Source organism: Enterobacter sp. CPE_E1241 (assembly GCF_045618265.1).
In the GTDB taxonomy this organism is placed as follows: Bacteria; Pseudomonadota; Gammaproteobacteria; order Enterobacterales; family Enterobacteriaceae; genus Enterobacter; species Enterobacter adelaidei.
In genome coordinates this window covers 1,118,449-1,140,352 of the sequence record NZ_JBIWYV010000001.1, presented here as the reverse complement: position 1 = coordinate 1,140,352, position 21,904 = coordinate 1,118,449, and the positions used below count along the sequence as shown (strand labels likewise).

At 54.8% G+C, this 21,904-nt stretch carries 21 protein-coding genes and 1 other RNA gene; 7 read left to right on the top strand and 15 right to left on the bottom strand.

Translation table 11 applies throughout. From position 1 onward, the window contains the following. The first annotated feature begins 83 nt into the window (after positions 1-83). Entirely contained in the window at positions 84-905 is an 822-nt protein-coding gene (locus tag ACJ9Y9_RS05470) for a nickel/cobalt efflux protein RcnA (protein ID WP_128348953.1), read from the top strand. 39 nt (positions 906-944) lie between these two features. Here ACJ9Y9_RS05470 and ACJ9Y9_RS05465 read toward each other — a convergent pair whose 3' ends face one another. The 3 genes from ACJ9Y9_RS05465 to ACJ9Y9_RS05455 form a co-directional block, all read right to left on the bottom strand. Then, positions 945-4,034: a beta-galactosidase gene (locus ACJ9Y9_RS05465; protein ID WP_407226071.1), complete on the bottom strand. Its 3,090-nt coding sequence runs from the start codon at positions 4,032-4,034 to the stop codon at positions 945-947. Between the two features lie 104 nt (positions 4,035-4,138). Then, complete coding sequence (locus ACJ9Y9_RS05460) at positions 4,139-5,209, bottom strand: LacI family DNA-binding transcriptional regulator (protein WP_028017622.1); 1,071 nt, start codon at positions 5,207-5,209, stop codon at positions 4,139-4,141. A 77-nt stretch (positions 5,210-5,286) separates the two neighbouring features. Continuing rightward, positions 5,287-5,898 carry a YitT family protein gene (locus ACJ9Y9_RS05455; RefSeq protein ID WP_028017623.1) on the bottom strand — a complete coding sequence of 204 codons (612 nt, stop codon included), beginning with the start codon at positions 5,896-5,898 and terminating at the stop codon, positions 5,287-5,289. 87 nt (positions 5,899-5,985) lie between these two features. On the opposite strand from ACJ9Y9_RS05455, the gene ACJ9Y9_RS05450 reads away from it, so the two are divergent. Further along, a complete protein-coding gene (locus ACJ9Y9_RS05450; RefSeq protein WP_028017624.1) occupies positions 5,986-7,407 on the top strand; it encodes a PLP-dependent aminotransferase family protein in 1,422 nt (473 codons plus the stop codon). An 80-nt stretch (positions 7,408-7,487) separates the two neighbouring features. On the opposite strand, the gene ACJ9Y9_RS05445 is transcribed toward ACJ9Y9_RS05450, so the two are convergent. The 3 genes from ACJ9Y9_RS05445 to ffs all read right to left on the bottom strand — a co-directional run bounded on the left by ACJ9Y9_RS05445 (position 7,488) and on the right by ffs (position 8,309). Beyond that, a complete protein-coding gene (locus ACJ9Y9_RS05445; protein ID WP_028017625.1) occupies positions 7,488-7,703 on the bottom strand; it encodes a hypothetical protein in 216 nt (71 codons plus the stop codon). Continuing rightward, a complete protein-coding gene (locus ACJ9Y9_RS05440; protein ID WP_028017626.1) occupies positions 7,700-7,951 on the bottom strand; it encodes a hypothetical protein in 252 nt (83 codons plus the stop codon). Before ACJ9Y9_RS05440 ends, ACJ9Y9_RS05445 begins: the two co-directional genes overlap by 4 nt. A 261-nt stretch (positions 7,952-8,212) precedes the next feature. Continuing rightward, positions 8,213-8,309, bottom strand: an RNA gene (gene ffs, locus ACJ9Y9_RS05435) — signal recognition particle sRNA small type. Between the two features lie 169 nt (positions 8,310-8,478). On the opposite strand from ffs, the gene ACJ9Y9_RS05430 reads away from it, so the two are divergent. After that, positions 8,479-8,790 (top strand): MGMT family protein, encoded by a 312-nt coding sequence (locus ACJ9Y9_RS05430; RefSeq protein WP_028017627.1) that lies wholly within the window; start codon positions 8,479-8,481, stop codon positions 8,788-8,790. Positions 8,791-8,823: 33 nt separating this feature from the next. Here the strand turns inward: ACJ9Y9_RS05430 and ACJ9Y9_RS05425 are convergent, their stop codons facing one another. Continuing rightward, positions 8,824-9,351, bottom strand: coding sequence for a YbaY family lipoprotein (locus ACJ9Y9_RS05425; protein ID WP_028017628.1), 528 nt, complete (start codon positions 9,349-9,351; stop codon positions 8,824-8,826). A 203-nt stretch (positions 9,352-9,554) separates the two neighbouring features. Between ACJ9Y9_RS05425 and tesB the strand changes: the two genes are divergently transcribed. Continuing rightward, a complete protein-coding gene (tesB, locus tag ACJ9Y9_RS05420; RefSeq protein WP_028017629.1) occupies positions 9,555-10,415 on the top strand; it encodes an acyl-CoA thioesterase II in 861 nt (286 codons plus the stop codon). A 48-nt stretch (positions 10,416-10,463) separates the two neighbouring features. Here the strand turns inward: tesB and amtB are convergent, their stop codons facing one another. The 5 genes from amtB to ACJ9Y9_RS05395 form a co-directional block, all read right to left on the bottom strand. After that, positions 10,464-11,753 carry an ammonium transporter AmtB gene (gene amtB, locus ACJ9Y9_RS05415; RefSeq protein ID WP_028017630.1) on the bottom strand — a complete coding sequence of 430 codons (1,290 nt, stop codon included), beginning with the start codon at positions 11,751-11,753 and terminating at the stop codon, positions 10,464-10,466. 35 nt (positions 11,754-11,788) lie between these two features. Further along, the gene (gene glnK, locus ACJ9Y9_RS05410) at positions 11,789-12,127 is read right to left on the bottom strand and encodes a P-II family nitrogen regulator (RefSeq protein WP_008503304.1); all 339 of its coding nucleotides are present in this window, start codon (positions 12,125-12,127) and stop codon (positions 11,789-11,791) included. Between the two features lie 220 nt (positions 12,128-12,347). Beyond that, positions 12,348-14,129, bottom strand: a complete 1,782-nt coding sequence (locus ACJ9Y9_RS05405; RefSeq protein WP_028017631.1) for a SmdB family multidrug efflux ABC transporter permease/ATP-binding protein — start codon at positions 14,127-14,129, stop codon at positions 12,348-12,350. Beyond that, positions 14,122-15,894, bottom strand: coding sequence for a SmdA family multidrug ABC transporter permease/ATP-binding protein (locus tag ACJ9Y9_RS05400; RefSeq protein ID WP_028017632.1), 1,773 nt, complete (start codon positions 15,892-15,894; stop codon positions 14,122-14,124). The genes ACJ9Y9_RS05405 and ACJ9Y9_RS05400 overlap by 8 nt, the downstream gene beginning before the upstream one ends. A gap of 30 nt (positions 15,895-15,924) precedes the next feature. Continuing rightward, on the bottom strand, positions 15,925-16,383 hold the full coding sequence (locus tag ACJ9Y9_RS05395) for an Lrp/AsnC family transcriptional regulator (protein WP_015571267.1): 459 nt from the start codon (positions 16,381-16,383) through the stop codon (positions 15,925-15,927). Positions 16,384-16,498: 115 nt separating this feature from the next. Between ACJ9Y9_RS05395 and ACJ9Y9_RS05390 the strand changes: the two genes are divergently transcribed. After that, positions 16,499-17,545 (top strand): PLP-dependent cysteine synthase family protein, encoded by a 1,047-nt coding sequence (locus tag ACJ9Y9_RS05390; RefSeq protein ID WP_028017633.1) that lies wholly within the window; start codon positions 16,499-16,501, stop codon positions 17,543-17,545. A gap of 40 nt (positions 17,546-17,585) precedes the next feature. Here ACJ9Y9_RS05390 and cof read toward each other — a convergent pair whose 3' ends face one another. After that, positions 17,586-18,404 (bottom strand): HMP-PP phosphatase, encoded by an 819-nt coding sequence (gene cof / locus ACJ9Y9_RS05385; RefSeq protein ID WP_028017634.1) that lies wholly within the window; start codon positions 18,402-18,404, stop codon positions 17,586-17,588. A 101-nt stretch (positions 18,405-18,505) separates the two neighbouring features. Between cof and ACJ9Y9_RS05380 the strand changes: the two genes are divergently transcribed. Next, positions 18,506-20,206 (top strand): SgrR family transcriptional regulator, encoded by a 1,701-nt coding sequence (locus ACJ9Y9_RS05380; RefSeq protein WP_028017635.1) that lies wholly within the window; start codon positions 18,506-18,508, stop codon positions 20,204-20,206. 65 nt (positions 20,207-20,271) lie between these two features. Then, positions 20,272-20,967, top strand: a complete 696-nt coding sequence (gene queC / locus ACJ9Y9_RS05375; RefSeq protein WP_028017636.1) for a 7-cyano-7-deazaguanine synthase QueC — start codon at positions 20,272-20,274, stop codon at positions 20,965-20,967. A gap of 62 nt (positions 20,968-21,029) precedes the next feature. Here queC and ACJ9Y9_RS05370 read toward each other — a convergent pair whose 3' ends face one another. Further along, positions 21,030-21,428, bottom strand: coding sequence for a YbgC/FadM family acyl-CoA thioesterase (locus ACJ9Y9_RS05370; RefSeq protein ID WP_028017637.1), 399 nt, complete (start codon positions 21,426-21,428; stop codon positions 21,030-21,032). Between the two features lie 99 nt (positions 21,429-21,527). Continuing rightward, positions 21,528-21,896, bottom strand: a complete 369-nt coding sequence (locus ACJ9Y9_RS05365; protein WP_028017638.1) for a helix-hairpin-helix domain-containing protein — start codon at positions 21,894-21,896, stop codon at positions 21,528-21,530. Between the last annotated feature and the right edge of the window lie 8 nt (positions 21,897-21,904).

Here is a 21,904-nt window from a genome sequence, read left to right as displayed (position 1 = left end):
CTGAGTATTTTTCTACTGGGGGGTAGTATTAATCTACTGGGGGGGAGTAGTATTTGATCTCGCTTTCCATTCCGGAATCTTCGATGAACGATTTTGCTTCACTCCTGCAACAGGGCAACGCCTGGCTGTTTGTCCCCAGCGCTATCCTGCTCGGCGCGCTGCATGGCCTCGAACCGGGCCACTCAAAAACGATGATGGCCGCCTTTATCGTGGCAATCCGCGGTACGATGAAACAGGCTGTGATGCTCGGTCTGTCGGCAACACTTTCCCACACGGCGGTGGTCTGGATCATTGCCATGGCTGGTTTATGGTTTGGTCAGGGATGGGATGCACACACGTCCGAACCCTGGTTCCAGCTGATCTCCGGGGTATTGATCATAGCAATCGCCTTGTGGATGGCCTGGCGAACCTGGAAAGAGAGTCAGCCGCACGATCATCATCACGATCACCACCATGACCATGACCATGACCATGACCACCATCATGAGCATCACCACCATGGACATCAACTGGTTGAGGAGGAGTGGCAGGACGCCCATCAACGGGCACACGCACAGGATATTAACCGACGTTTCAACGGTCAAAACGTCACCACCGGGCAGATCGCGATGTTTGGCCTGACCGGGGGGCTTATCCCCTGCCCAGCATCAATAACTGTCCTGCTGATCTGCCTGCAGCTGAAGCATTTTGCCCTCGGCGCAACGCTGGTGTTCAGTTTCAGCATTGGCCTGGCGATCACGCTGGTGGCTTCCGGCGCAATTGCCGCCTTAAGCCTCAAGCACGCGACCAAACGCTGGCCCGGGTTTAGCGAATTCTCCCGTAAAGCGCCATGGATCTCCGCTGCGCTGATTACCATAGTAGGGATTTACATGAGCCTGCATGGCCTGAGCGGCATTCTGGCGTAAGACTGCGGCCACGCTCTGTGGCCGCATCTTCATGGTCAGTTAAGAGTTCTGCTGCCAGCTGAAGGTATAGCGAAGCTGGCGTGTCTGCAGGATGAACTCCGGAGAGACGCTGGGGCTCCAGGAGTCGTCGCCGCCCACGCCCATATGGAACGCATCGAGATTGAGCCAGCAACCCGGCTCCTCACACAACAAATGATGGTGAGTTGTCTCACGCAACTGTTGTTGGCTGTAGCGGCTCACGGAGAAATGGAACCTACCCTTTAACTGGTGCCTTCCCAGCACAACTTCACGTGTATCGCAGCGCAAACCATTCTCCGTAGGGAAAATATACGGTGTGTGCATCGCCTCCAGTGGTAGTGTCCAGCGCCCCTGCTGTGCTGCCAGCTTTCTGTCCGGGTAGTTTTCGTGTGGTCCCAGTCCCAGCCAGTGGACGTTTTCCGGCGTTTCGACGAGATGAACGCTCAGTCCAACGCGCGCGGGCTGCGGAATATCAGACGCAATATCGACCTGAATGTCACCATGCAGCACACCCTGATCGTCCACCCGCCAGATTTTACGACTCAGGAACAGCGCTTTGCCGCGAAACTCCAGAGCATGCAGGGTGGTCACCACCACCTCACCTGCGTGCTGCTCTGAGCCAAACTGCAGAACGCGCGAAGTAAGATCGTATATACCCGCCGCTTTCCAGCGCTCAACCCAGGCATTCGGATCGATCCGCGTCGCCTCACTCACACCAATGTCATTGTCCAGCGGTGCACGGCTGAAGTTATCCGTCACAGGTGAAATCAGCGTTTCAACACCATTACGCCACCATTGCGTCAGGTTCCCGGACTGGCGGTCGAACTGCCAGCGTTGTTGCTGATGCGTGATTTCAAGCATACGATCGTTTTGCGTCAAAACAGGAGCCACACCCGCGGGAGCTGGCGGAGAGATAAACAGCGGAGCCGGAAGCGGCCACTGTTCCCACGCGCAGCGATGATCTGCCGGTGACCACGGTGTTGCCAGCGATTGAGATACTTCAACATTCAGCCAGACTTCACCCGGTTCGGGTTTGATCTCCGGAAGATCGATTTCCACATGCTGAGTTCCTCCGGGAGCAATAGCGAGTGTGACCTCGCCCGCGTCCAGTACGTTCCCATCCCGGGTAATCGTCCATCTCAGCACCTCGTTATCGGTATGGCGGAACAGATAGTCGCTTTTTACCGCGATTACCCGCGGAGACGTATTCACCCACGTAAAAGTGAAAAACTGCTGCGCACGCTGCGCCTCATACAGCGCCGGATGTGGCGTGCGATCGGGGAACACCAGGCCATTGAGGCAGAACTGACGGTCATTCGGATTATCGCCAAAGTCCCCGCCGTACGCCCAGAACGTGTTGCCATTTTCGTCTTGCTTCACCAGGGCCTGATCGACCCAATCCCAGACAAACCCACCCTGCAGGCGAGGATGGCTGCGAAACGCCTGCCAGTATTTTGCGAACCCACCGAAGCTGTTACCCATCGCGTGGGCGTATTCGCAGAGGATCAGCGGACGCGTTTCATCCGGCATGCCGATCCATTTTTTTATTGACCATTTGGGTACAGCAGGGAAAGGCTGGTCCTGATCGACCCGGGCGTACATCGGGCAAACAATATCGGTCGCGGCTGTGTTCGCGCCGCCACCTTCATACTGTACCGGGCGCGTTGGATCCGTGGATTTCACCCAGCGATACAGTGCGTCGTGGTTTGCACCGTGCCCGGACTCATTGCCAAGCGACCAAATGATAATTGAGGGATGATTACGATCGCGCTGCACCATGCGGGTCACACGCTCGCTCATAGCAGGCAACCAGCGCGGATCGTCTGCGAGGCGACTCATCGGCACCATGCCATGGGTTTCGATATTAGCTTCGTCAATGACATATAGCCCGTAGCGGTCGCATAACGTGTACCACAGCGGATGGTTTGGGTAGTGCGAGCAGCGTACAGCGTTGAAGTTGTGCTGCTTCATGATTTCGATATCGCGCCGCATCGTCGCTTCGTCCATCACCTGGCCATTTTCCGGATGATGTTCGTGCCGATTTACCCCGCGGATCAGCAGCGCTTTACCGTTGAGTTTCAGCAGACCGTTACTGATTTCAACGCGACGGAAGCCAACATCGCAGGCTTCAATCTCCAGCACGTTGCCCTGCGCATCCCGAAGCGCGATCGTCAGGCGATACAGCTTCGGCGTTTCAGCACTCCATAACGCTGGGGCATCAACGGGAATGGCTACCGTTAAACGCTCGGCCCAACAGCCGCGCTCGTCCACAATAACAGACCCAGGGCATTGGGTTGCGCTGGCGCATTTTTCCCCCTTACGCCACAGGGTAAAGACCACCTCGCAGTCCGTAAAACCAGCGCCTGCAAGCTGGACGTCGACCTTCATCACTGCACGGTCCAGCTCTGCATTCAGGTCTGTCGCCACCTGATAATCGGCAATCTGCGTCTCAGATTTATGCAGCAATGACACATCACGGAAAATGCCGCTCATGCGCCACATATCCTGATCTTCCAGATAACTCCCATCACACCAGCGTAAGACCATAACTGCCAGGCGGTTTTGTCCGGGGCGTAATGCCGCCGAGAGATCAAACTCGGCGGGGAGTCGGCTGTCCTGTGAATACCCCATCCACTGCCCGTTGCACCACAGATGAAACGCCGAGTTCACGCCGTCAAAGATAATCCGGGTTTGCCCGCTCTGCAGCCAGGCGTCATCCACTTCAAATGTGAGCGAATAACAACCGGTCGGGTTTTCCTGCGGAACGAAAGGTGGGTTAACAGGTATTGGATAAGTAACGTTGGTGTAGATGGGGGTGTCAAAACCCTGCATCTGCCAGTTAGACGGTACGGGCATCGTGACAGCATCCGCGCAATCTTCTGTCACCCATTTTTGGGGAACCTGCTCCGGCGCTGGAAAGTAGCTAAATTGCCATTCCCCGTTAAGGGAGCGTTTGCTGAGAGATGCGGCATCATCCCGGGCAGGTTGTTCATGATGCCAACTGTGTAACGGCGCGTGTGCGGCCAGGCGGTTCCACTGGGTTACCCCTGGGTTTTCCCAGTCCCGACGGGCCAGAATTGCGCTGAGAGTCAGCGATAGTGTGTTGGGCATATCAACCTCTTTTGCGAAGCGCTCACAATTTTGCTTAACATGCCCTGCCACTGGGTTACGGTAAAGTGTTCGATCGTGGGGTAGCGAGTCAGATCACAAAAGTCTTATTTACGGGCAAGTTGTTCAGCCCGTAGCGCCAGGCTTCTGAGCTGCTGCGCGAGATCCTCATATTCTGCCTGCTGCGGCACACGGCGCGCGCTGGAATGACGGGTCACCAGCGTAACAGGCAACTGAACCTGCCAGCACTCTTCTCCCTGAGTGGGCGCCAGCAGCCACTCCACACTTTGCTCTCCCGCCTCACGAAACGCCTGGCGAACGGTTGTCAGCGGCGGGGAAAACCAGGCGCTGTCTGCGGTATCGTCAAATCCAACCACGGATATCTGGCCGGGAATGGATATCCCCTTTTCTGCGCAGGCACGCATTACTCCGAGCGCCATTTGATCGTTCGCTACCAGAATGGCATCAGGTAATTCCACCGCCGATAACAGCAGATGTCCTTTCTCATATCCACAAGCCGCACTCCAGTCACCGTATGCCAACGCGATGGGTTCAAGGCCAGCCTCTGCCAGCGTAGCTTTCCAACCCGCCAGACGCGCCCGCGCAGAAACCGAGCTTTCCGGTCCGCTCAGGAGGGCAATGCGTTGATGCCCTAATGAAAGTAAATGCTCAACGCCCAGACGTGCCCCCTGCGCGGCATTAAACACCAGGCTGTTCACCTGCGCTGCAGGCGATACATCAATGAACAGCACCGGGACGGGTGACGCCAGCGCCCTGAGCTGTTCAGCGAGACGATCGTCAAGCGGAACATTCACCAGTAGCGCTTCCACGCGCTGCGCCAGCAATGCCTGAAGTGCGATCTGACACTGCTGCGGTTGCTCAACCATGGAAATAAGGACGCTCGCCCCCTGTTCCGACGCACGCAATTTTACCGCCGACACAATTTGTGAAGGCGCGTGCAGGGCCAGGTCGGTAGTGATGAGACCCAACGTAAGGGTGCGTTTACCCGCCAGCTGCTGTGCCCGAAGGTTAGGGACATAGTGCAGCTCCGCCATCGCCTGCTGCACCTTTTCCCGCGTACGGGCAGAGACGTGTTCCGCATCGTTAATAACGCGGGACACGGTCTGATAAGAAACCCCCGCAAGGAGGGCAACATCATAGAGTGTGATTGCTTTCATGCATTCTGGCATCGCAATTTTAGAAGCTTCTATTCTGGCACAGCGATGCCGTTAAAGCATGTGAGCGCTTCGCAAAATTAAACAACCCGTTCCGGCTGAGATACTTCCTCAATGCGCGGCTTCTGGCGGAACCAGGGCAGACAGAGCTGGATAAGCGGGCCAATGGTCAGGGCATACAAGACGGTTCCCACACCAAACGTGCCGCCAAGCACGCACCCAATCAGCAGGACGGACACTTCAATTGACGTACGCACGCTGCGAATGGACCACCCCAGCCGGGCATGAATACCGGTCATCAGACCGTCGCGCGGTCCAGGCCCGAAACCGGCACCGATGTACATGCTGGTCGCAATCGCGTTCATCACGATGCCCGACACCAGGAAAGCGATTCGAACTGATAAGGAATCAAGTTCCGGGATAAGCGCCATGCTGGCGTCCGCCGCCAGACCGATACAAATCACGTTACTGATTGTGCCAAGGCCCGGCATCTGACGCAGTGGGATCCACAGCAGCAGCACCGCAGCGCCGGTCACAATGATCACCGTCCCGATAGTCATTCCCAGCTGTATCCCCACCCCAAGGTGAAAAACATCCCAGGGATCGACACCCAAATCGGAACGAATAAACATTGCGGTGGAAAGGCCATACAGTCCTAAACCGACATAGAGTTGTAGCAGGCGACGTACCATTTTTTATCTTCTCCAGTGAACCAGGCTTTCATCCTGACCTAAAATGGCACTATGATTAATGTCCAGTTTTCAAATAGTGGACTGCATATGTCATCGCGTCGCTTCGGAAGTCAGTCTCTGGTACGTCTTTTAGGCCACTGGCAGCAAACCTCATCCCGCACCCCACTCTGGCGTCAGCTGGCCGACGCACTGCGTCTGTTAATCCTTGATGGCAGGCTGGCACTGAATACGCGGCTACCAGGCGAACGGGAACTGGCCACCGCGCTGGATGTGAGCCGGACGACTATCAGCAGCGCCCTCGCCCATCTGCGCGAAGAGGGATACCTCGAAAGCCGCCACGGAAGCGGATCGCGCGTGATCCTCCCGGATACGCGCGCCGTTCCAACGCTTTCAGCGGCAAGCGCCGCGCTGGATCTCTCCACTGCCGCGCTCAATGCCGGGCCAGAGATCCACCAGGCTTATACCCATGCGCTCACGGCCATTACCCAGCATCTCTCGCTGACGGGTTACGATCAGCTTGGGCTGCCGTCACTGCGGGAAGCCATCGCTGCACGCTATACCGCGCGTGGTCTTCCGACCAGGGCGGACGAGGTGATGGTGGTTAATGGTGCCGTCAGTGGTTTTGCGCTGGTACTGCGGATGATGACCGGGCCGGGGGATCGTGTCGTGGTCGATCATCCCACCTATCCGCTGGCGATTGCCGCCATTCAGGGGGCACAGTGTCGGCCCGTGGGGGTCTCACTGCCGGAAACCGGCTGGGATACGAATGGCTTTGCAGCAACGCTTGCCCAGACGGCACCTCGTCTGGCGTATCTGATGCCAGACTTTCATAACCCAACCGGGCGATGTATGGATATCGCGACCCGCCAGGCACTAACCGATATCGCCGCACAGACCCGTACGGCGCTGGTGGTGGATGAGACGATGGTCGATCTCTGGTTTGACTCACCCCCACCGCCACCGCTGGCCTCGTTTAACCCGCAAGCCAACGTAATCACGCTAGGTTCTGCCGGAAAAAGTTTCTGGGGAGGGCTGCGTCTCGGCTGGATCCGCGCCTCTTCGCGCACCATCGCGACACTCGCTCAGACCCGAGATACCCTGGATCTGGGATCTCCGCTGCTGGAGCAACTGGCGACGCTGTGGCTGATTAACAATAGCGAGACGTTTCTCCCTGCTCGACGAAAAATGTTGGCAGAACGACGAGATCGATGTGGTGAATTGCTACGCGAACATTTCCCGGAATGGAAATTTCATGAAGCGGAAGGTGGACTCTCATACTGGATCGAACTGCCTGGTATGCAGGCAACACAGCTAGCCGCACGAGCGGAAATACTGGGGATCAACCTGGGGACCGGTACACGGTTTGGCTTATCGGGGGCGTTCGACCGCTATTTACGTATGCCTTTTTCGCTCGAACCGACAGAGCTTGAACAGGCTTTACTGAGGATTAAGCCACTCTGGCTCTCCCTGAATAAAAACGCGCCATCAGTAAAACGCAGTCTGGTGTAATATAAAAAACTTGAAGTTGATCATAAAATAAAAACTGCTGACTGTAATACATGCAGTCAGCAGTTTTCACCTGTCAGGATTTAGTGCTGAGGAGGAATAGGAAAGCCTTTCAGTGAAATAACGAAGTTTTCACCGTCTTTCTTTATTTTTGCGCCGGTATCGCACCAGTCAGACGCAATACGAAAGAACTCATCACTACCGACATTCCAGCCAAGACGTACATGCTTCACGTAGCCTGAACGCAACAAATCGCAGGCCTCTTTGTAGTCACTGGCAGTAGACAGTTGTTGTTTCATTTTCTCTTCTTCAGAAGTTTACGTAGAGCTTTGATTTCTTTAGGAGTAAAAGGAGAAACACTCTCTTCTTCCGTATGCTGATTATCAATATCCTCTTCCGATACTCCCGCCTCTTCTACTGCTTCAAATGCCAGCAGCAGCAGTTTCTCTGTCGTCACGCTTAAATTCTCGTTATTCACTTCCGCATAGTGACGAAGTCTTTCTTTTAGCGCGCCATCAATTTTAACGTTTAATACCGCAGTAGCCATGTTTGTCACTTCCCTTCGGAATAAGTGTTTTATTTAATACACGAAGTTAACAATGTTATCCAGATATATATTTTTTTGAGTTATGGAAGAAAATAGACATCCAATGATAAAATGACAGTCTATTATTACAGGTTTATGACAATAATATTTCAATACAATGAAATATATATTACACGATATAGGCGTACTAATATTGTGGACTAACCGTTTAAGGGGAAGGAGAAGCAGGGTAAATCTTGCGGAGCCACAAATGGGTGGGGGCCCTGCCAGCTACATCCCGGCACACACGTCGTCTGCCCTGGCTGCTTCCTTCCGGACCTGACCTGGTGAACAGAGTAGCGTTGCGGGAGAACCAACAGAGCCCCCATTGAGAGCGTTGATAACCAACGCGCTGGCGCATTATCCCTGTGCTAACGCCCAATTGCAAGCTGCCAGGAACCGGATGCTGGTTTCTTGCGCAAACTGGCGCAGCAATCCTGACGATCTTCGTTTAACATGGCTGTCCAGTAAATCCCGCAGGTGAACGTATGGACGAACACGACTCATTTCCACAGCGTGTATGGCAAATCGTGGCCTCTGTTCCGGAAGGCTATGTTACCACCTATGGTGATGTCGCGCGTCTGGCGGGTTCCCCGCGTGCAGCGCGGCAGGTGGGCGGTGTCCTGAAAAGACTACCGGAAGGGAGTACCCTGCCCTGGCACCGGGTGGTGAACCGTCATGGTGTCATCTCGCTGACGGGTCCGGATCTCCAGCGTCAACGTCAGGCATTACTCTCAGAAGGTGTGCAGGTGTCGGGGTCCGGGCAGATCGATTTACAGAAGTATCGCTGGGTATATTGACCCCTCTCCCGAAGGAGAGGGGCAATGCAGAAATTACATCTGCGTCGGTGGGGTTGGCAGGGAAGGCTGATTGGTCTGCGGAGCAACCGGGACTTCGGTCTGCTGCACCGGCACCAGGTTCAGGTCAACTTTGGTCCCACCGTTGTTAATCGCTTCCTGGACCGTATCGGTGATAAAGACCAGCTTACCGTTAATGGTTACCGCTGCGCTCAGCAGGATACGGGCATTAGGCTGCACGTCTGATGGGTTGTACGGCAACACGAAGCTAAACGGTGCTTGCTTACCTTCAGTACGGACGGCACGCTGCGCCAGCACTTTCGACGGCGCGTCTGCCAGAGAAGCATCAGACAGGGTTACCGTTAATACCGCATCCGGCGGTAAGGCCACTTTCTGTTTAATCCAGATGGTACCGGAAACGTTAGGCTGCTGAATGGATTGCTGAGATAGAGTATTAATCCCGTTTGGGTCTGCTGCTGGCACTGGCACCTGTGCGCTCTTACCGGCACAGGCGGACAACGCCACCGCAATAGCTACACCACTTAGCATGGGCACGAGTTTCATTGAAGTCTCCTTATCATCAATGCACCAGCGGGATCGATCCCATCCGATGTCGTTTCAATCACATAACGTATTCAAGTGTGGCACAGATCACTGATTAATGCCTGAGATCGTCCCGATATTCAGATTATTCTACCCATCGGACCACTTTCAATTCTGCGTTATACTCTGCCTATCTTTCGCTACGGCGTTTATTGAGGACAACTATGAGTCAGGCACTGAACAATCTGCTGACATTACTGAATCTGGAAAAAATTGAGGAAGGACTCTTTCGCGGACAGAGCGAAGATTTGGGCTTACGCCAGGTCTTCGGCGGGCAAGTCGTTGGACAAGCGCTGTACGCTGCAAAGGAGACTGTCCCGGCAGACCGTCTGGTGCATTCATTTCATAGCTACTTCTTACGCCCCGGCGATAGCGCAAAACCGATTGTTTATGACGTCGAAGTCTTGCGAGATGGCAACAGTTTCAGCGCGCGCCGCGTAGCAGCCATTCAGAACGGTAAGCCAATCTTTTACATGACCGCCTCTTTCCAGGCACCTGAAACCGGATATGAGCACCAGAAGGCGATGCCTCCGGCACCGGTACCCGACGAGCTGAAATCTGAAACCGACATCGCCCGCGCGCTGGCGCATCTGCTTCCACCGCAGGTCAAAGAGAAGTTCCTCTGTGACAAGCCGCTTGAGATCCGCCCCGTCGAGTTCCATAACCCGATGAAAGGTCACACCGCCGAGCCGACTCGCCAGGTCTGGATCCGGGCTAACGGTAATGTGCCAGAAGACTTCCGCGTTCATCAGTATTTGCTGGGTTATGCGTCTGATTTCAACTTCCTGCCGGTGGCGCTGCAGCCGCACGGCGTCGGGTTCCTGGAAAAAGGGATGCAGGTTGCGACGATTGATCACTCCATGTGGTTCCACCGTCCTTTCAACATGAATGAGTGGTTGCTCTACAGTGTGGAAAGTACGTCGGCATCAAGCGCACGCGGGTTTGTACGTGGGGAGTTTTATACCCAGGATGGAGTGCTGGTGGCCTCGACGGTACAGGAAGGGGTGATGCGTAATAGAGGCTGAGGGAACAACCATTAAAAACGGCAACCGAAGTTGCCGTTTTGCTGTTTATTATGCGTTATACGCATTCTCGCCGTGGCTGTTGACGTCCAGACCTTCGCGTTCCTGCTCTTCCGGTACGCGCAGACCGACCGTCATGTCTGCCAGTTTGTAGCCAATGAAGGCCACAACAGCAGACCACACAACGGTGATAGCAATACTTTCCAGCTGTACCAGCAGCTGATGAGCCATGGTGACGCCTTCTGCGTAACCCACACCACCGAGAGATTTCGCGGCGAAGATACCTGTCATGATACAACCGATGATGCCGCACACGCCGTGTACACCAAACACATCGCAAGGGTCATCAACGCGCAGAATACGTTTCAGTGCAGTCACGCCCCACAGACCCGCCAGACCGGACACCAGGCCGACCAGCAGCGCACCGCCTACACCTACATAACCACACGCTGGCGTGATGCCAACCAGACCGGCAATCGCCCCTGAACAGGCACCCAGCAGGGAAGGTTTACCGCGCACCGCCCACTCACCAAATACCCAGGAGAGGATTGCACCCGCCGTTGCCACCACAGTATTCACGAAAGCCAGTGCGGCAATTTCGTTCGCGGCACTTGCCGAACCGGCGTTGAAGCCGAACCAGCCAAAGTAGAGGATCGCAGTACCCGTAAAGACCATCGGCAGGTTGTGCGGTTTGAACGCCTCTTTACCGAAGCCAACACGTTTGCCAATCAGATAGGCCCCTACCAGACCCGCTACCGCGGCGTTGATGTGTACAACGGTACCACCTGCGAAGTCCAGCGCACCGTGCGTTGCCAGCAGACCACCACCCCAGACCATGTGTGCAATTGGCACATAGGAGAGCGTCAGCCAGACCACGACAAAAATCAGCACCGCAGAGAAGCGAATACGTTCAGCCAGCGCGCCCACAATCAGCCCCACGGTAATACAGGCGAACGAACCCTGGAAAGCAACATGAATGTACTGATAGAAACTACCCATCAGCGCGGTCAGCTCAATATTTTTCAGCATCACCCAGTCGAAGTTGCCAAAGAAGGCGTTGCCCGTGCCGAAGGCCAGCGAGTAACCGTAAACCACCCATAGCACGCAGACCAGTGCAAACGTCACGGCAACCTGCGTCAGCATGGAGAGAACGTTTTTGCCACGGATCAGGCCGCCGTAAAACAGCGCGATGCCCGGAATAGACATGAACAGCACCAGCGCGGTGCTGATCATCATAAAGGCGTTATCGGCTTTGTCTGCCACCGCAGGAGCAGCAGCCAGCGCCAGGCCCGGCAGCAGTGCCAGCGAACCCAGACCCGTTTTAAGTGTTGCTATCTTCATTTTCTCGATCCCTATCACTGTGTGCCAGGAGTTACTTACAGTGCCGCTTCGTCAGATTCGCCGGTACGGATGCGAATGACGCGCTGCAGTTCGGCAACGAAAATTTTGCCGTCGCCAATTTTGCCGGTGTAGGCCGCTTTGCTGATCACATCGATGACTTCATCAAGCTGGTCATCAGCAATCGCGACATCAATTTTTACTTTTGGCAGGAAGTTAACGCTGTATTCCGCCCCGCGATAAAGCTCGGCATGACCTTTCTGACGACCAAAGCCTTTCACTTCGGTGACAGTCAGTCCCTGAATACCCATTGAAGACAACGCTTCACGCACGTCTTCGAGTTTGAATGGTTTGATTACAACCGTAACCAGCTTCATAGATCCCCTCCAGTCAGAATTCGGTAATGGCCGCAGCTAACGCAGAGGATATTGCAAGGGGTGTGCCAGAAATGAAAAACAGGGTGAATCGCGGTGCAAGGAGCGTTACGCGGCCTTGATCAACAAACGGGTGAAAAAAAACGCACCATGCCGGTGCACGGTGCGTTTCAGTTTTGCACCAACAGGAATGACTGTTAGTGCGCCGCCTCATTTTGGTGCGTCAGGCGCTCAGTGACTCTTCCTCGCGCACGCTGGCAGCCAGCTCTTCGCCTGCCAGTTGCAACTGGTACATCTGCCAGTAGCGCCCTTTTGCTTCCAGCAACTCCCGGTGTGTACCGCGCTCAACGGCTTGTCCACGGTGCAGCACCAGAATAGTATCCGCCTCAACAATCGTGGAAAGGCGGTGGGCAATTACCACCAGCGTCGTATGGTCACGCACGGCGGCAAGTGCCTGCTGGATAGCTTGTTCGGTACCGGAATCAATACTGGCCGTTGCTTCGTCCAGAATCAAAATTTGCGGCGTTTCAATCAGTACCCGCGCCAGCGCCAGAAGCTGTTTTTGCCCAACAGAGAGATTGTTCCCCTGCTCACCCAGCTTCGTATTGATCCCGTCGCTGAACCCACGTGCCAGCTCTGCCAGCTGCACTTTCTCCAGCACCTCCCAGACCTGTTCATGGGTATAGTCCCGACCCAGCGTCACGTTGGCGTAGAAGGTATCCGCCATCACGACCGGATCCTGCTGCACCATTGCAACGCCTTTACGTAACACATTATGGTTGAGAGACGCGAGCGGGCGTCCGTCGAGGCGAATTTCACCTTGGCTTAGCGGGTAGTAACCCATCAACAGGCTTGCGAGCGTACTCTTACCGCTGCCGGTATGCCCCACCAGCGCAACAAAGCCCCGCGACGGGACATCCAGCGTGATGTCCTGCAATACCAGCCGGTCTTCGCGATAAGCAAACGAGACGTTATCAAAGGCAATGGCCCCGCTTTGCAGCGCGCGGTCATCGTTGCCGTAGGTCTGACGCGGTCTGTCCATCAACTCGAACACTCGCTCCCCTGCCACGACGGCCTGCTGGAGCATCGACTGCTGTGTCGTAAGCTCAATCAACGGTTCGTTAAGGCGGCCAAGGTAGCTGATAAAAGCATACAGAACCCCAACCTCAATGGTTCCGTGAGCGGTCAGGCCAAACAGCATGAGCAGACCACAGAGCACCAGCGCGGAGAAGAGGCTCAACAGCGGGCGCAACAGGAAACCGTCCAGCCGCAGCGTCTGCATACGCGCCATATAGTGTGAACGACTGGCTTCGCCCATCCGCTCGCCAAAACGTGCCTGCTGGCGGAACTGCTGGATGACGCTCATGCCGTTGATCACTTCATTGAAGCCATCATTAATATCGGCCAGATAGGCTCGCACCCGACGCACAATGGGAGTGCTGTAACGTTGATAGATAATCATCACAATCAACACCGCCGGAAAGATGGTGATCGCCACCAGTGCCATACGCCAGTCGAGGCTGAACATCGCCACCAGCATCGCGCCAATCAGCGCCGCGCTGCGCAGGACGGTTGCCACCACGGTGACGTATAGATCGCGGATCACCTCCGTATCGTTGGTCACGCGTGAAATCACCTGCCCGACCGGCTGGGTATCAAACTCGCTGAGCGGCTGGCGCAGCGCAGCGTCCATGACATCGGTACGCAACTGCTGCACGACCCCCACGGCTGCACGGTTAAACAGCAACGACTGGGCATAATGAAGCCCCGCCGCCGTCAGCTGTAAGCCAACGTAAGCCACACCCAGGCCCGCCACCAGCCCCAGAGGCAGGTAGCTTTTGGCAACCATATTGTCGATGAAATAGCTAATAAGCAGTGGACCGCTGACTTCAGCAATCGCCGCAATCCAGAGCAACAGCACGGCAACAGACAGCGGTTTTCGCCACGGTGAACCGTAGGCCAGCAGACGTTTTAGCGTCGGCCACATCGAGCCAAATTTACGCATTAGCGGCCTCCGTATCCTGCTCCGGGGCATCATCCAGCGCCGCTTCAAGCTGTTGATAACGATACATGTCGCGATACCAACCCGATTGCTCAGCCAGTTTTTCATGCTGCCCGCGCTGGGCAATGTGCCCATGCTGCAACACTAAAATTTCGCTGGCTTCCGCCAACGCCGACAAACGGTGGGCACTGATAATCACCGTACGTCCGTCGCCCCACTGGCGCAGGTTATGCAGGATCTGGTGCTCGGTACGCCCATCCACAGCGGAAAGCGCATCATCCAGAATCAGGATTTCGGCATTGAGAAGCAGCGCGCGGGCAATTGAGATTCGCTGCTTTTGTCCTCCGGACAACATGACGCCACGTTCCCCGACCTCCGTTTCGTAGCCCTGCGGCAGACGCAAAATATCATCATGTACGCTGGCTAAACGCGCCACATGTTCAATCTCTTCCTGCGTCGCCGACGGGCGTCCGAGGGCGATATTGTTTGCTACCGTGTCCGAAAATAAAAACGGCGTCTGGCTGACGACCGCCAGACGACCTCGCCAGTCGTCCAGCAGCAGTTGCGTCAGGGGAATATCATGGAAGCGAATATCGCCCTGCGTGACGTCAAAGTGGCGCTGAATCAGTGAGAGCACGGTACTTTTGCCAGAACCTGTTGGGCCACAAATGCCCAACATCTGACCAGGCTTGAGCGTAAAACTAACGTTCTCCAGTACCGGATGTTCCGTTTGCGGATAAACAAACTTACGGACGTCAACATTTATGACACCGCGCCCTTCCGGTACGGCTTGGTTGCCGTCATTCACCACCGGTGCTTCGGCCAGCATGGCACGAATACGGCTGTAGGCGGCGCTGCCGCGCTCCACGATGTTAAACATCCAGGCCAATGCCAGCATCGGCCAAATCATCAGCCCCAGGTACATCGCAAAGCTGGTCAATTGTCCCAGGGTTAACGAGCCCTGTACCACCATCCAGCTCCCCCCACCAATAGCCAGCAGGTTTGCCATACCGATCGCGACATAGATTGTCGGGTCAAAACGCGCATCAATTCGCGCGACGCGCATGTTCTTCGCCCCCGTGTCTGCGGCATCGGCGGCAAACAGTGCTGATTGCCGGTCCTCCAGACCAAAGGCTTTAATCATACGGATGCTGGTCATACTCTCCTGCGTACGGTCGTTCAGTGAAGAGAACGCCGCCTGCGCCAGCTTAAAGCGCTCATGCAGTTGCTCACCAAAACGGTTGATCGCCAGTGCCATCAGCGGCATCGGCAACAATGCCAGCAGGGTGAGCTGCCAGCTGATCTGGGTCGACATCACAATCAGGACTGCGCACCCCATGACCAGAGAATCCACCAGCGTTAACACCCCTTCTCCTGCGGCGAACACCACGCGATCGACGTCGTTTGTCGCGCGTGCAATGAGATCCCCGGTGCGATGTCGCAGATAAAACTCTGGGTGTTGTCGGCTCAGCTGGCGGTAAAAATCTTCACGCAGCTCAACGGCCAGCTGATAGGAAGCGCCAAAAAGGAGCACGCGCCAGACGTAGCGCAGCAGATAGACAATGACGGCCGTCAGCACCAACGTGCCAACCCACATCAACACCCGTGCGGTGGTGTAATGCTGTTCGGTGACGCCATCCACGACGTAGCCCACCACCTTCGGCGGGATCAGCTGCAGAATGGCAATGATAATAAGCAGGGCTACTGCACCGAGGTAGCGTTGCCACTCCCGACGAAAGTACCAGCTTAATTGGGCAAATAATCGCACGCGGTTTGTTCCTGAAGGTATTTTACGAAGTTATTCAATAGGTAGTGCTGTGGTGTATTTAATCTGTTCCATGGCGAAGCTCGAGGTGACGTCCGACAAGCCCGGCACGCTGTTCACCAGTCGTTTGTAAAAATCGTCATAGCGCTTCATGTCAGCTACCTGAACGCGCATCAGGTAATCGTACTCTCCGGCCATACGCCAGAAACCGAGCACCTCAGGCATGTCAGAAACCTGAGTGACAAAACGGCAATACCACTCGCTGCTGTGATGCTGGGTTTTAATCAGCACAAATGCCGTTAACCCAAGCCCCAGTTTTTCGGGATCTAATAACGCGACGCGTCCCAGAAGAATGCCGTCATCTTCAAGCTTCTTGAGGCGCTTCCAGCACGGTGTGGTGGTCAGATTAACGGCATCTGCCAGCGCCTGCAAAGAGAGGGTACAGTCACTTTGCAGCAATGAAAGGAGCTTGCGGTCAATTTTATCTAGCATACCCACCTCACAGAGAAAATTTTTCTCCCTTCATTCTATTTTAAAGGCAAGATAGCAACAATTTTTTCTGTGCTTTTCGCTATGCTGGGCACAAAATGACAAACGGATAACTACGATGAATAGCTCCTGGGTTAAACATGCCATCAGCGAAATCAATGCCGACTATCAGCGCTCGGCGGATACGCACCTGATTCGACTTTCCCTGCCGGGATTTGACGGTATTCAGCTCTATCTGAAAGATGAAAGCACCCATCCTACCGGTAGCCTGAAGCATCGCCTGGCGCGTTCACTGTTTTTATACGGTTTATGTAACGGCTGGATTAAAGAAGGTACCACCATCATTGAATCCTCATCCGGTTCAACGGCGGTGTCTGAAGCCTATTTTGCCCGCCTGCTGGGTTTACCCTTCATCGCCGTGATGCCTTCCTGCACGGCGAAACGTAAAATTGAACAGATCGAATTCTACGGCGGACGATGCCACTTTGTGGAAAGCGCCTGTGAAATCTACGCGGCATCTGAAATGCTGGCACGCGAGCTGCACGGCCACTACATGGATCAGTTCACCTTTGCGGAACGAGCTACCGACTGGCGCGGTAATAACAATATCGCCGACAGTATTTTCCGTCAGATGTCCCACGAACCGCATCCCGTTCCCTCATACATTGTGATGAGCGCCGGGACGGGCGGCACCTCCGCCACCATCGGGCGTTATATCCGCTGCCAGGGCTACGACACCCAACTAATGGTGGTTGATCCGCAAAACTCCGTGTTCCTCGACTACTGGCAGAACCGCGATATCGGCCTGCGCAGCCCGGTGGGCAGTAAAATTGAAGGGATTGGCCGCCCACGCGTGGAACCGTCGTTCATCCCGGATGTGGTGGATGAGATGTTGCGCGTGCCGGATGCCGCAAGTGTCGCCACCGCGCACTGGCTGGAGACCCAGCTTGGCCGCAAAGTCGGCGCTTCTACCGGGACCAATATGTGGGGAGCCCTGCAGCTAGCGGTACGCATGCGTGAAGAGGGTCGAACAGGATCCATCGTCACCCTGCTCTGCGACAGCGGCGAGCGCTACCTTGAGACCTATTACAATGCGCAATGGGTGCAGGCAAATATCGGCGATATTGAGCCCTGGAAAGCGCAAATTGCACAGCTGGTGAAATAAAAAAAGCCAGACCGAAGTCTGGCTTGCTGGAAGGGTCTCACTATTCGGGGGAATATGGGAGGTTGTTGTTGTCCAGCCAATGCGTCAAAAAATGGGACACCGCTTCGTTACCGCAATGCCCGATAACAGGCAGATGAGGAAGTTCTGCAATTAGCTGCGGCATCGCATTCCCCATTATCAAACCGCGACCTACGCTGCCCAGCATCTCGCGGTCATTCATGGCATCGCCAAACGCCATACAATCCTGCAGTGTGAAGCCCAGGTGGTCACTCAGTACCGCCAGGGCAGAACCTTTGTTACAGCCAATGGGGAGCACTTCCAGGCAATCCACCGCCGAGAAGGTCAGGTGCGCCTTGTCTCCCAGAGCCTCATTTAACTGAATGCGCAAGCGACAGAGATCGTCATGATCGCCACAAAAACAGATTTTGGTCACCGCATGGGCAGGGATCCGACGCAGATCGATAAGCTGATATTTAAAACCGCTGTAGACATGTGCATGCAACAGCTCCGGTATTTCACGCCCGGTAAACCAGCCGTTATCGTTAAAAACATGGAGGCTGGCCTGCGTATCCCAGGTACTGTGTAGCACGATATCCGCCACTTCCGGGTTAAGATCCTGACGGTGCAGAACGTCCCCTTCCGCGGAATGAATGCGCGTCCCGTTGCCCGTGATCAGAAAAGCGTCCAGGGAAAACGCCCCCAGTAAATGGCGCATCTCCAGCACATGGCGGCCGGTGGCAAACGTCAAAGTGACATCACGCTCGTGCAGGCGCTTCAGCGTATTCAGGGTTTTCTCCCCTAAACGGTGATCCGGCATTAACAGCGTACCGTCCATATCAAATGCAGCGAGCCGAGCCATGATTACTCCTGAAGTGTGATGCGGTTAACTTGTGCTTCAGTATTACGTGAGATATACGGAAGTAATAGTGAATAGATGATAAATATTGTTCCGGGTTTCTCATGCGCCAGCTCAACCGACTCAACCAGTATCACCGTTTGTGGCAGCCTTCCGCTGGCGCGACACAACACGTCACCATCAGCGAACTGGCCACCCGCTGTTTCTGTAGTGAAAGACATGTTCGAACGCTGCTGCGTCAGGCTCATGACGCGGGATGGCTTACCTGGCGTGCACAGTCTGGTCGCGGAAAGCGCGGTGAACTGACGTTCCATGTCTCCCCGGAGTCACTGCGCAATACGATGATGGAAGAGGCTCTGAAGCATGGACAGCAGCACAATGCGCTTGAGCTGGCCCAGCTTGCGCCACAAGAGTTACGTTCATTGCTGCATCCGTTCTTAGGCGGACAGTGGCAAAACGATACGCCGACGCTGCGCATTCCCTATTACCGCTCACTGGATCCCCTTCATCCGGGTTTTTTACCCGGCCGGGCAGAACAGCACCTGGCAGGACAGGTTTTTTCCGGGTTAACACGCTTTCACGGCGACAGCAGTGAACCAGCTGGCGATCTTGCCCATCACTGGGAAGTGTCAGAGGACGGTTTGCGCTGGCATTTTTATATTCGCTCCACGCTACACTGGCATAACGGTGATAAGGTCGAAACCATGCAGCTTCAACAAAGCCTGATGACACTGCTTGCCCTGCCCTCCTTGCGTAAGTTGTTCCAGAGCGTCTTACGTATTGAAGTCACCCATCCCCAGTGCCTGACCTTTATCCTGCATCAACCGGACTTCTGGCTGGCGCACCGGTTGGCAACCTACTGTAGCCGGCTTGCGCATCCCCACCAGCCGATGACGGGTAGCGGCCCCTTCAGACTCAGCGTGTACGACCCCGACCTGGTGCGCCTTGAAAGCCACGAACAGTACCATCTCAGCCATCCATTGCTTAAAGCTATCGAATACTGGATAACACCGTCGCTGTTTGACTATGGGTTAGGTACCAGCTGTCGCCATCCGGTGCAGATCGCCATTGGCGAGCCGGATGAACTGGAGCGCCTGCGTCTGGTCACTAACAGCACCAGTCTGGGTTTTTGTTATCTCACCCTGAAGCAAAGCCCGCGCCTGAGTGAAATGCAGGCTCGGCGGCTCATCAATATCATCCATCTCTCAACGCTTCTGCATACGCTTCCACTGGATGAAGGGTTGATTACCCCGACAGAGGAGTTACTTCCCGGCTGGACGATCCCAAAGTGGCCTGAATTATCGAATGTACCTCTGCCGGAAAAATTAACACTGGCTTACCATTTGCCCGTCGAGTTACATACGATGGCAAGCCAACTAAAACTGTATCTTGCGCAACAGGGCTGTGAGCTTACGGTCATCTTTTACGATGCGAAAACCTGGGACGGATGCCAAAATCTTGCTGATGCTGACATCATGATGGGGGACAGACTGATTGGCGAAGCGCCGGAATATACGCTTGAGCAATGGCTGCGCTGTGACGTCTTATGGGCACACCTGCTGAACGCGCCGCAGTTTGCCCATCTGCAGGCCACTCTGGACGCCGTACAGACCCAGACCGACGAACAGGCCAGACATGCCGGGCTCAAAACCATTTTCTCACAGCTCATGGAAAAAGCTGTACTAACGCCACTGTTCAACTATCAATACCAGATCAGCGCCCCGCCAGGGGTCAACGGTATTCGGCTCAACACTCGCGGCTGGTTTGATTTTACCGAAGCCTGGCTGCCCGCCCCCAAATCGTGAAGAAGCTGGTCGCCGTCGTGGTCAGGCGGTAACATAACGTTTTATCGTAACTATCGAGATGATTTATGAAACGTGCCGTCGTCGTGTTCAGCGGAGGACAAGATTCTACTACCTGCCTGGTTCAGGCCCTTCATCAGTATGATGAAGTTCACTGTGTCACTTTCGATTACGGTCAACGCCATCGCGCTGAAATCGACGTTGCGCGTGAACTGGCTCTGAAACTGGGCGCACGCGCGCACAAGGTGCTGGACGTTACGCTGTTAAATGAACTCGCCGTCAGTAGCCTCACCCGCGACAGTATTCCTGTACCTGACTATGCACCTGACGCCAGCGGTATCCCAAATACCTTTGTTCCTGGCCGTAATATTCTTTTTCTGACCCTGACGGCGATTTATGCTTACCAGGTGCAAGCCGAAGCGGTGATCACCGGCGTGTGTGAGACCGACTTCTCTGGCTACCCGGACTGCCGCGACGAGTTCGTGAAGGCATTAAACCACGCGGTCAATCTTGGGATGGCAAAAGAGACGCGCTTTGAAACACCACTGATGTGGCTGGATAAAGCAGAGACCTGGGCACTGGCGGACTACTGGGGCAAACTGGACCTGGTTCGCAGTGAAACCCTCACCTGCTATAACGGTATCAAAGGTGACGGTTGCGGTCAGTGCGCCGCTTGTAACCTGCGTGCCAACGGGCTTAATCACTACCTGGCCGATAAGGCCGGCGTAATGGCCGCGATGCAGAAAAAAACCGGACTGAAATAGAGTTACTTCACCGTGCTGTCGACGAATGAGCGTCGACAGCACAGGTGAACTGGAAAAATACCCTACACGATCATCTGCTCCAGCTTTTCACGCAACTCTCCTTCCAGCGGCAGCGCTTTCTGGGTTTTAAGATCAATACAGACAAAGGTAATGAGAGCATCAGCCACCACCTGTCCTTCGGGATCCAGCGTCACTACCTGACTTAACACGCCACTCTTCCCATTTAGCTGCTGTACCTGGCTGGTGACAGTCAGCACATCCCCCAGTACGGCAGGACGGCGGTAGTTAATATTAATATTGACGACCACGAACGCGATGTTATGCGCAGTCAGCCATTGAAAACTTTCGCTGTTTTCCAGACCGTCCCAGCGAGCCTCCTCAAGAAACTCAAGATAGCGGGCGTTATTGACATGCTGGTATACATCAAGATGGAAACCGCGAACTTTGATTTTTGTCTGCATAGCGCAATAGCCTTTAGTGTTGTTATAGGATTAGAGGTCACAACTGGTATGACCTCATTATCCTGGCAAATTTTTGCAGCAGTGCAAGAAATTGCTTATTTACAACGTCAGGTGTGAGAGATTGCGCTCAACCAGTGAGCTACCCATCCCCGGGACCTGCTTCAGGTCGTCGACCGTTTTAAAGGGGCCATACTCTTCACGGTAGCTGACGATGGCCTGCGCCTTTTTCAGCCCTACCCCATTCATCACGCGAGCGATATCCTCTGCTGATGCTGAATTGATGCTGACTCGCGAGCCATCATTGTCAGCCGCTTTGTTACTCCCTGTTGTTTTGGCGGGAGCATTCGTTTGTGCTGGTGTCTCTGCCTGACTTTGTACGACCTGTGCTTTTGCAGCCAGCGCGCCAGCGCTCATCCCGGTGGTGGCAATAGCCAGTGTAATGAGTAGTACTTTGATTCCACATTTCATGCTGTTAT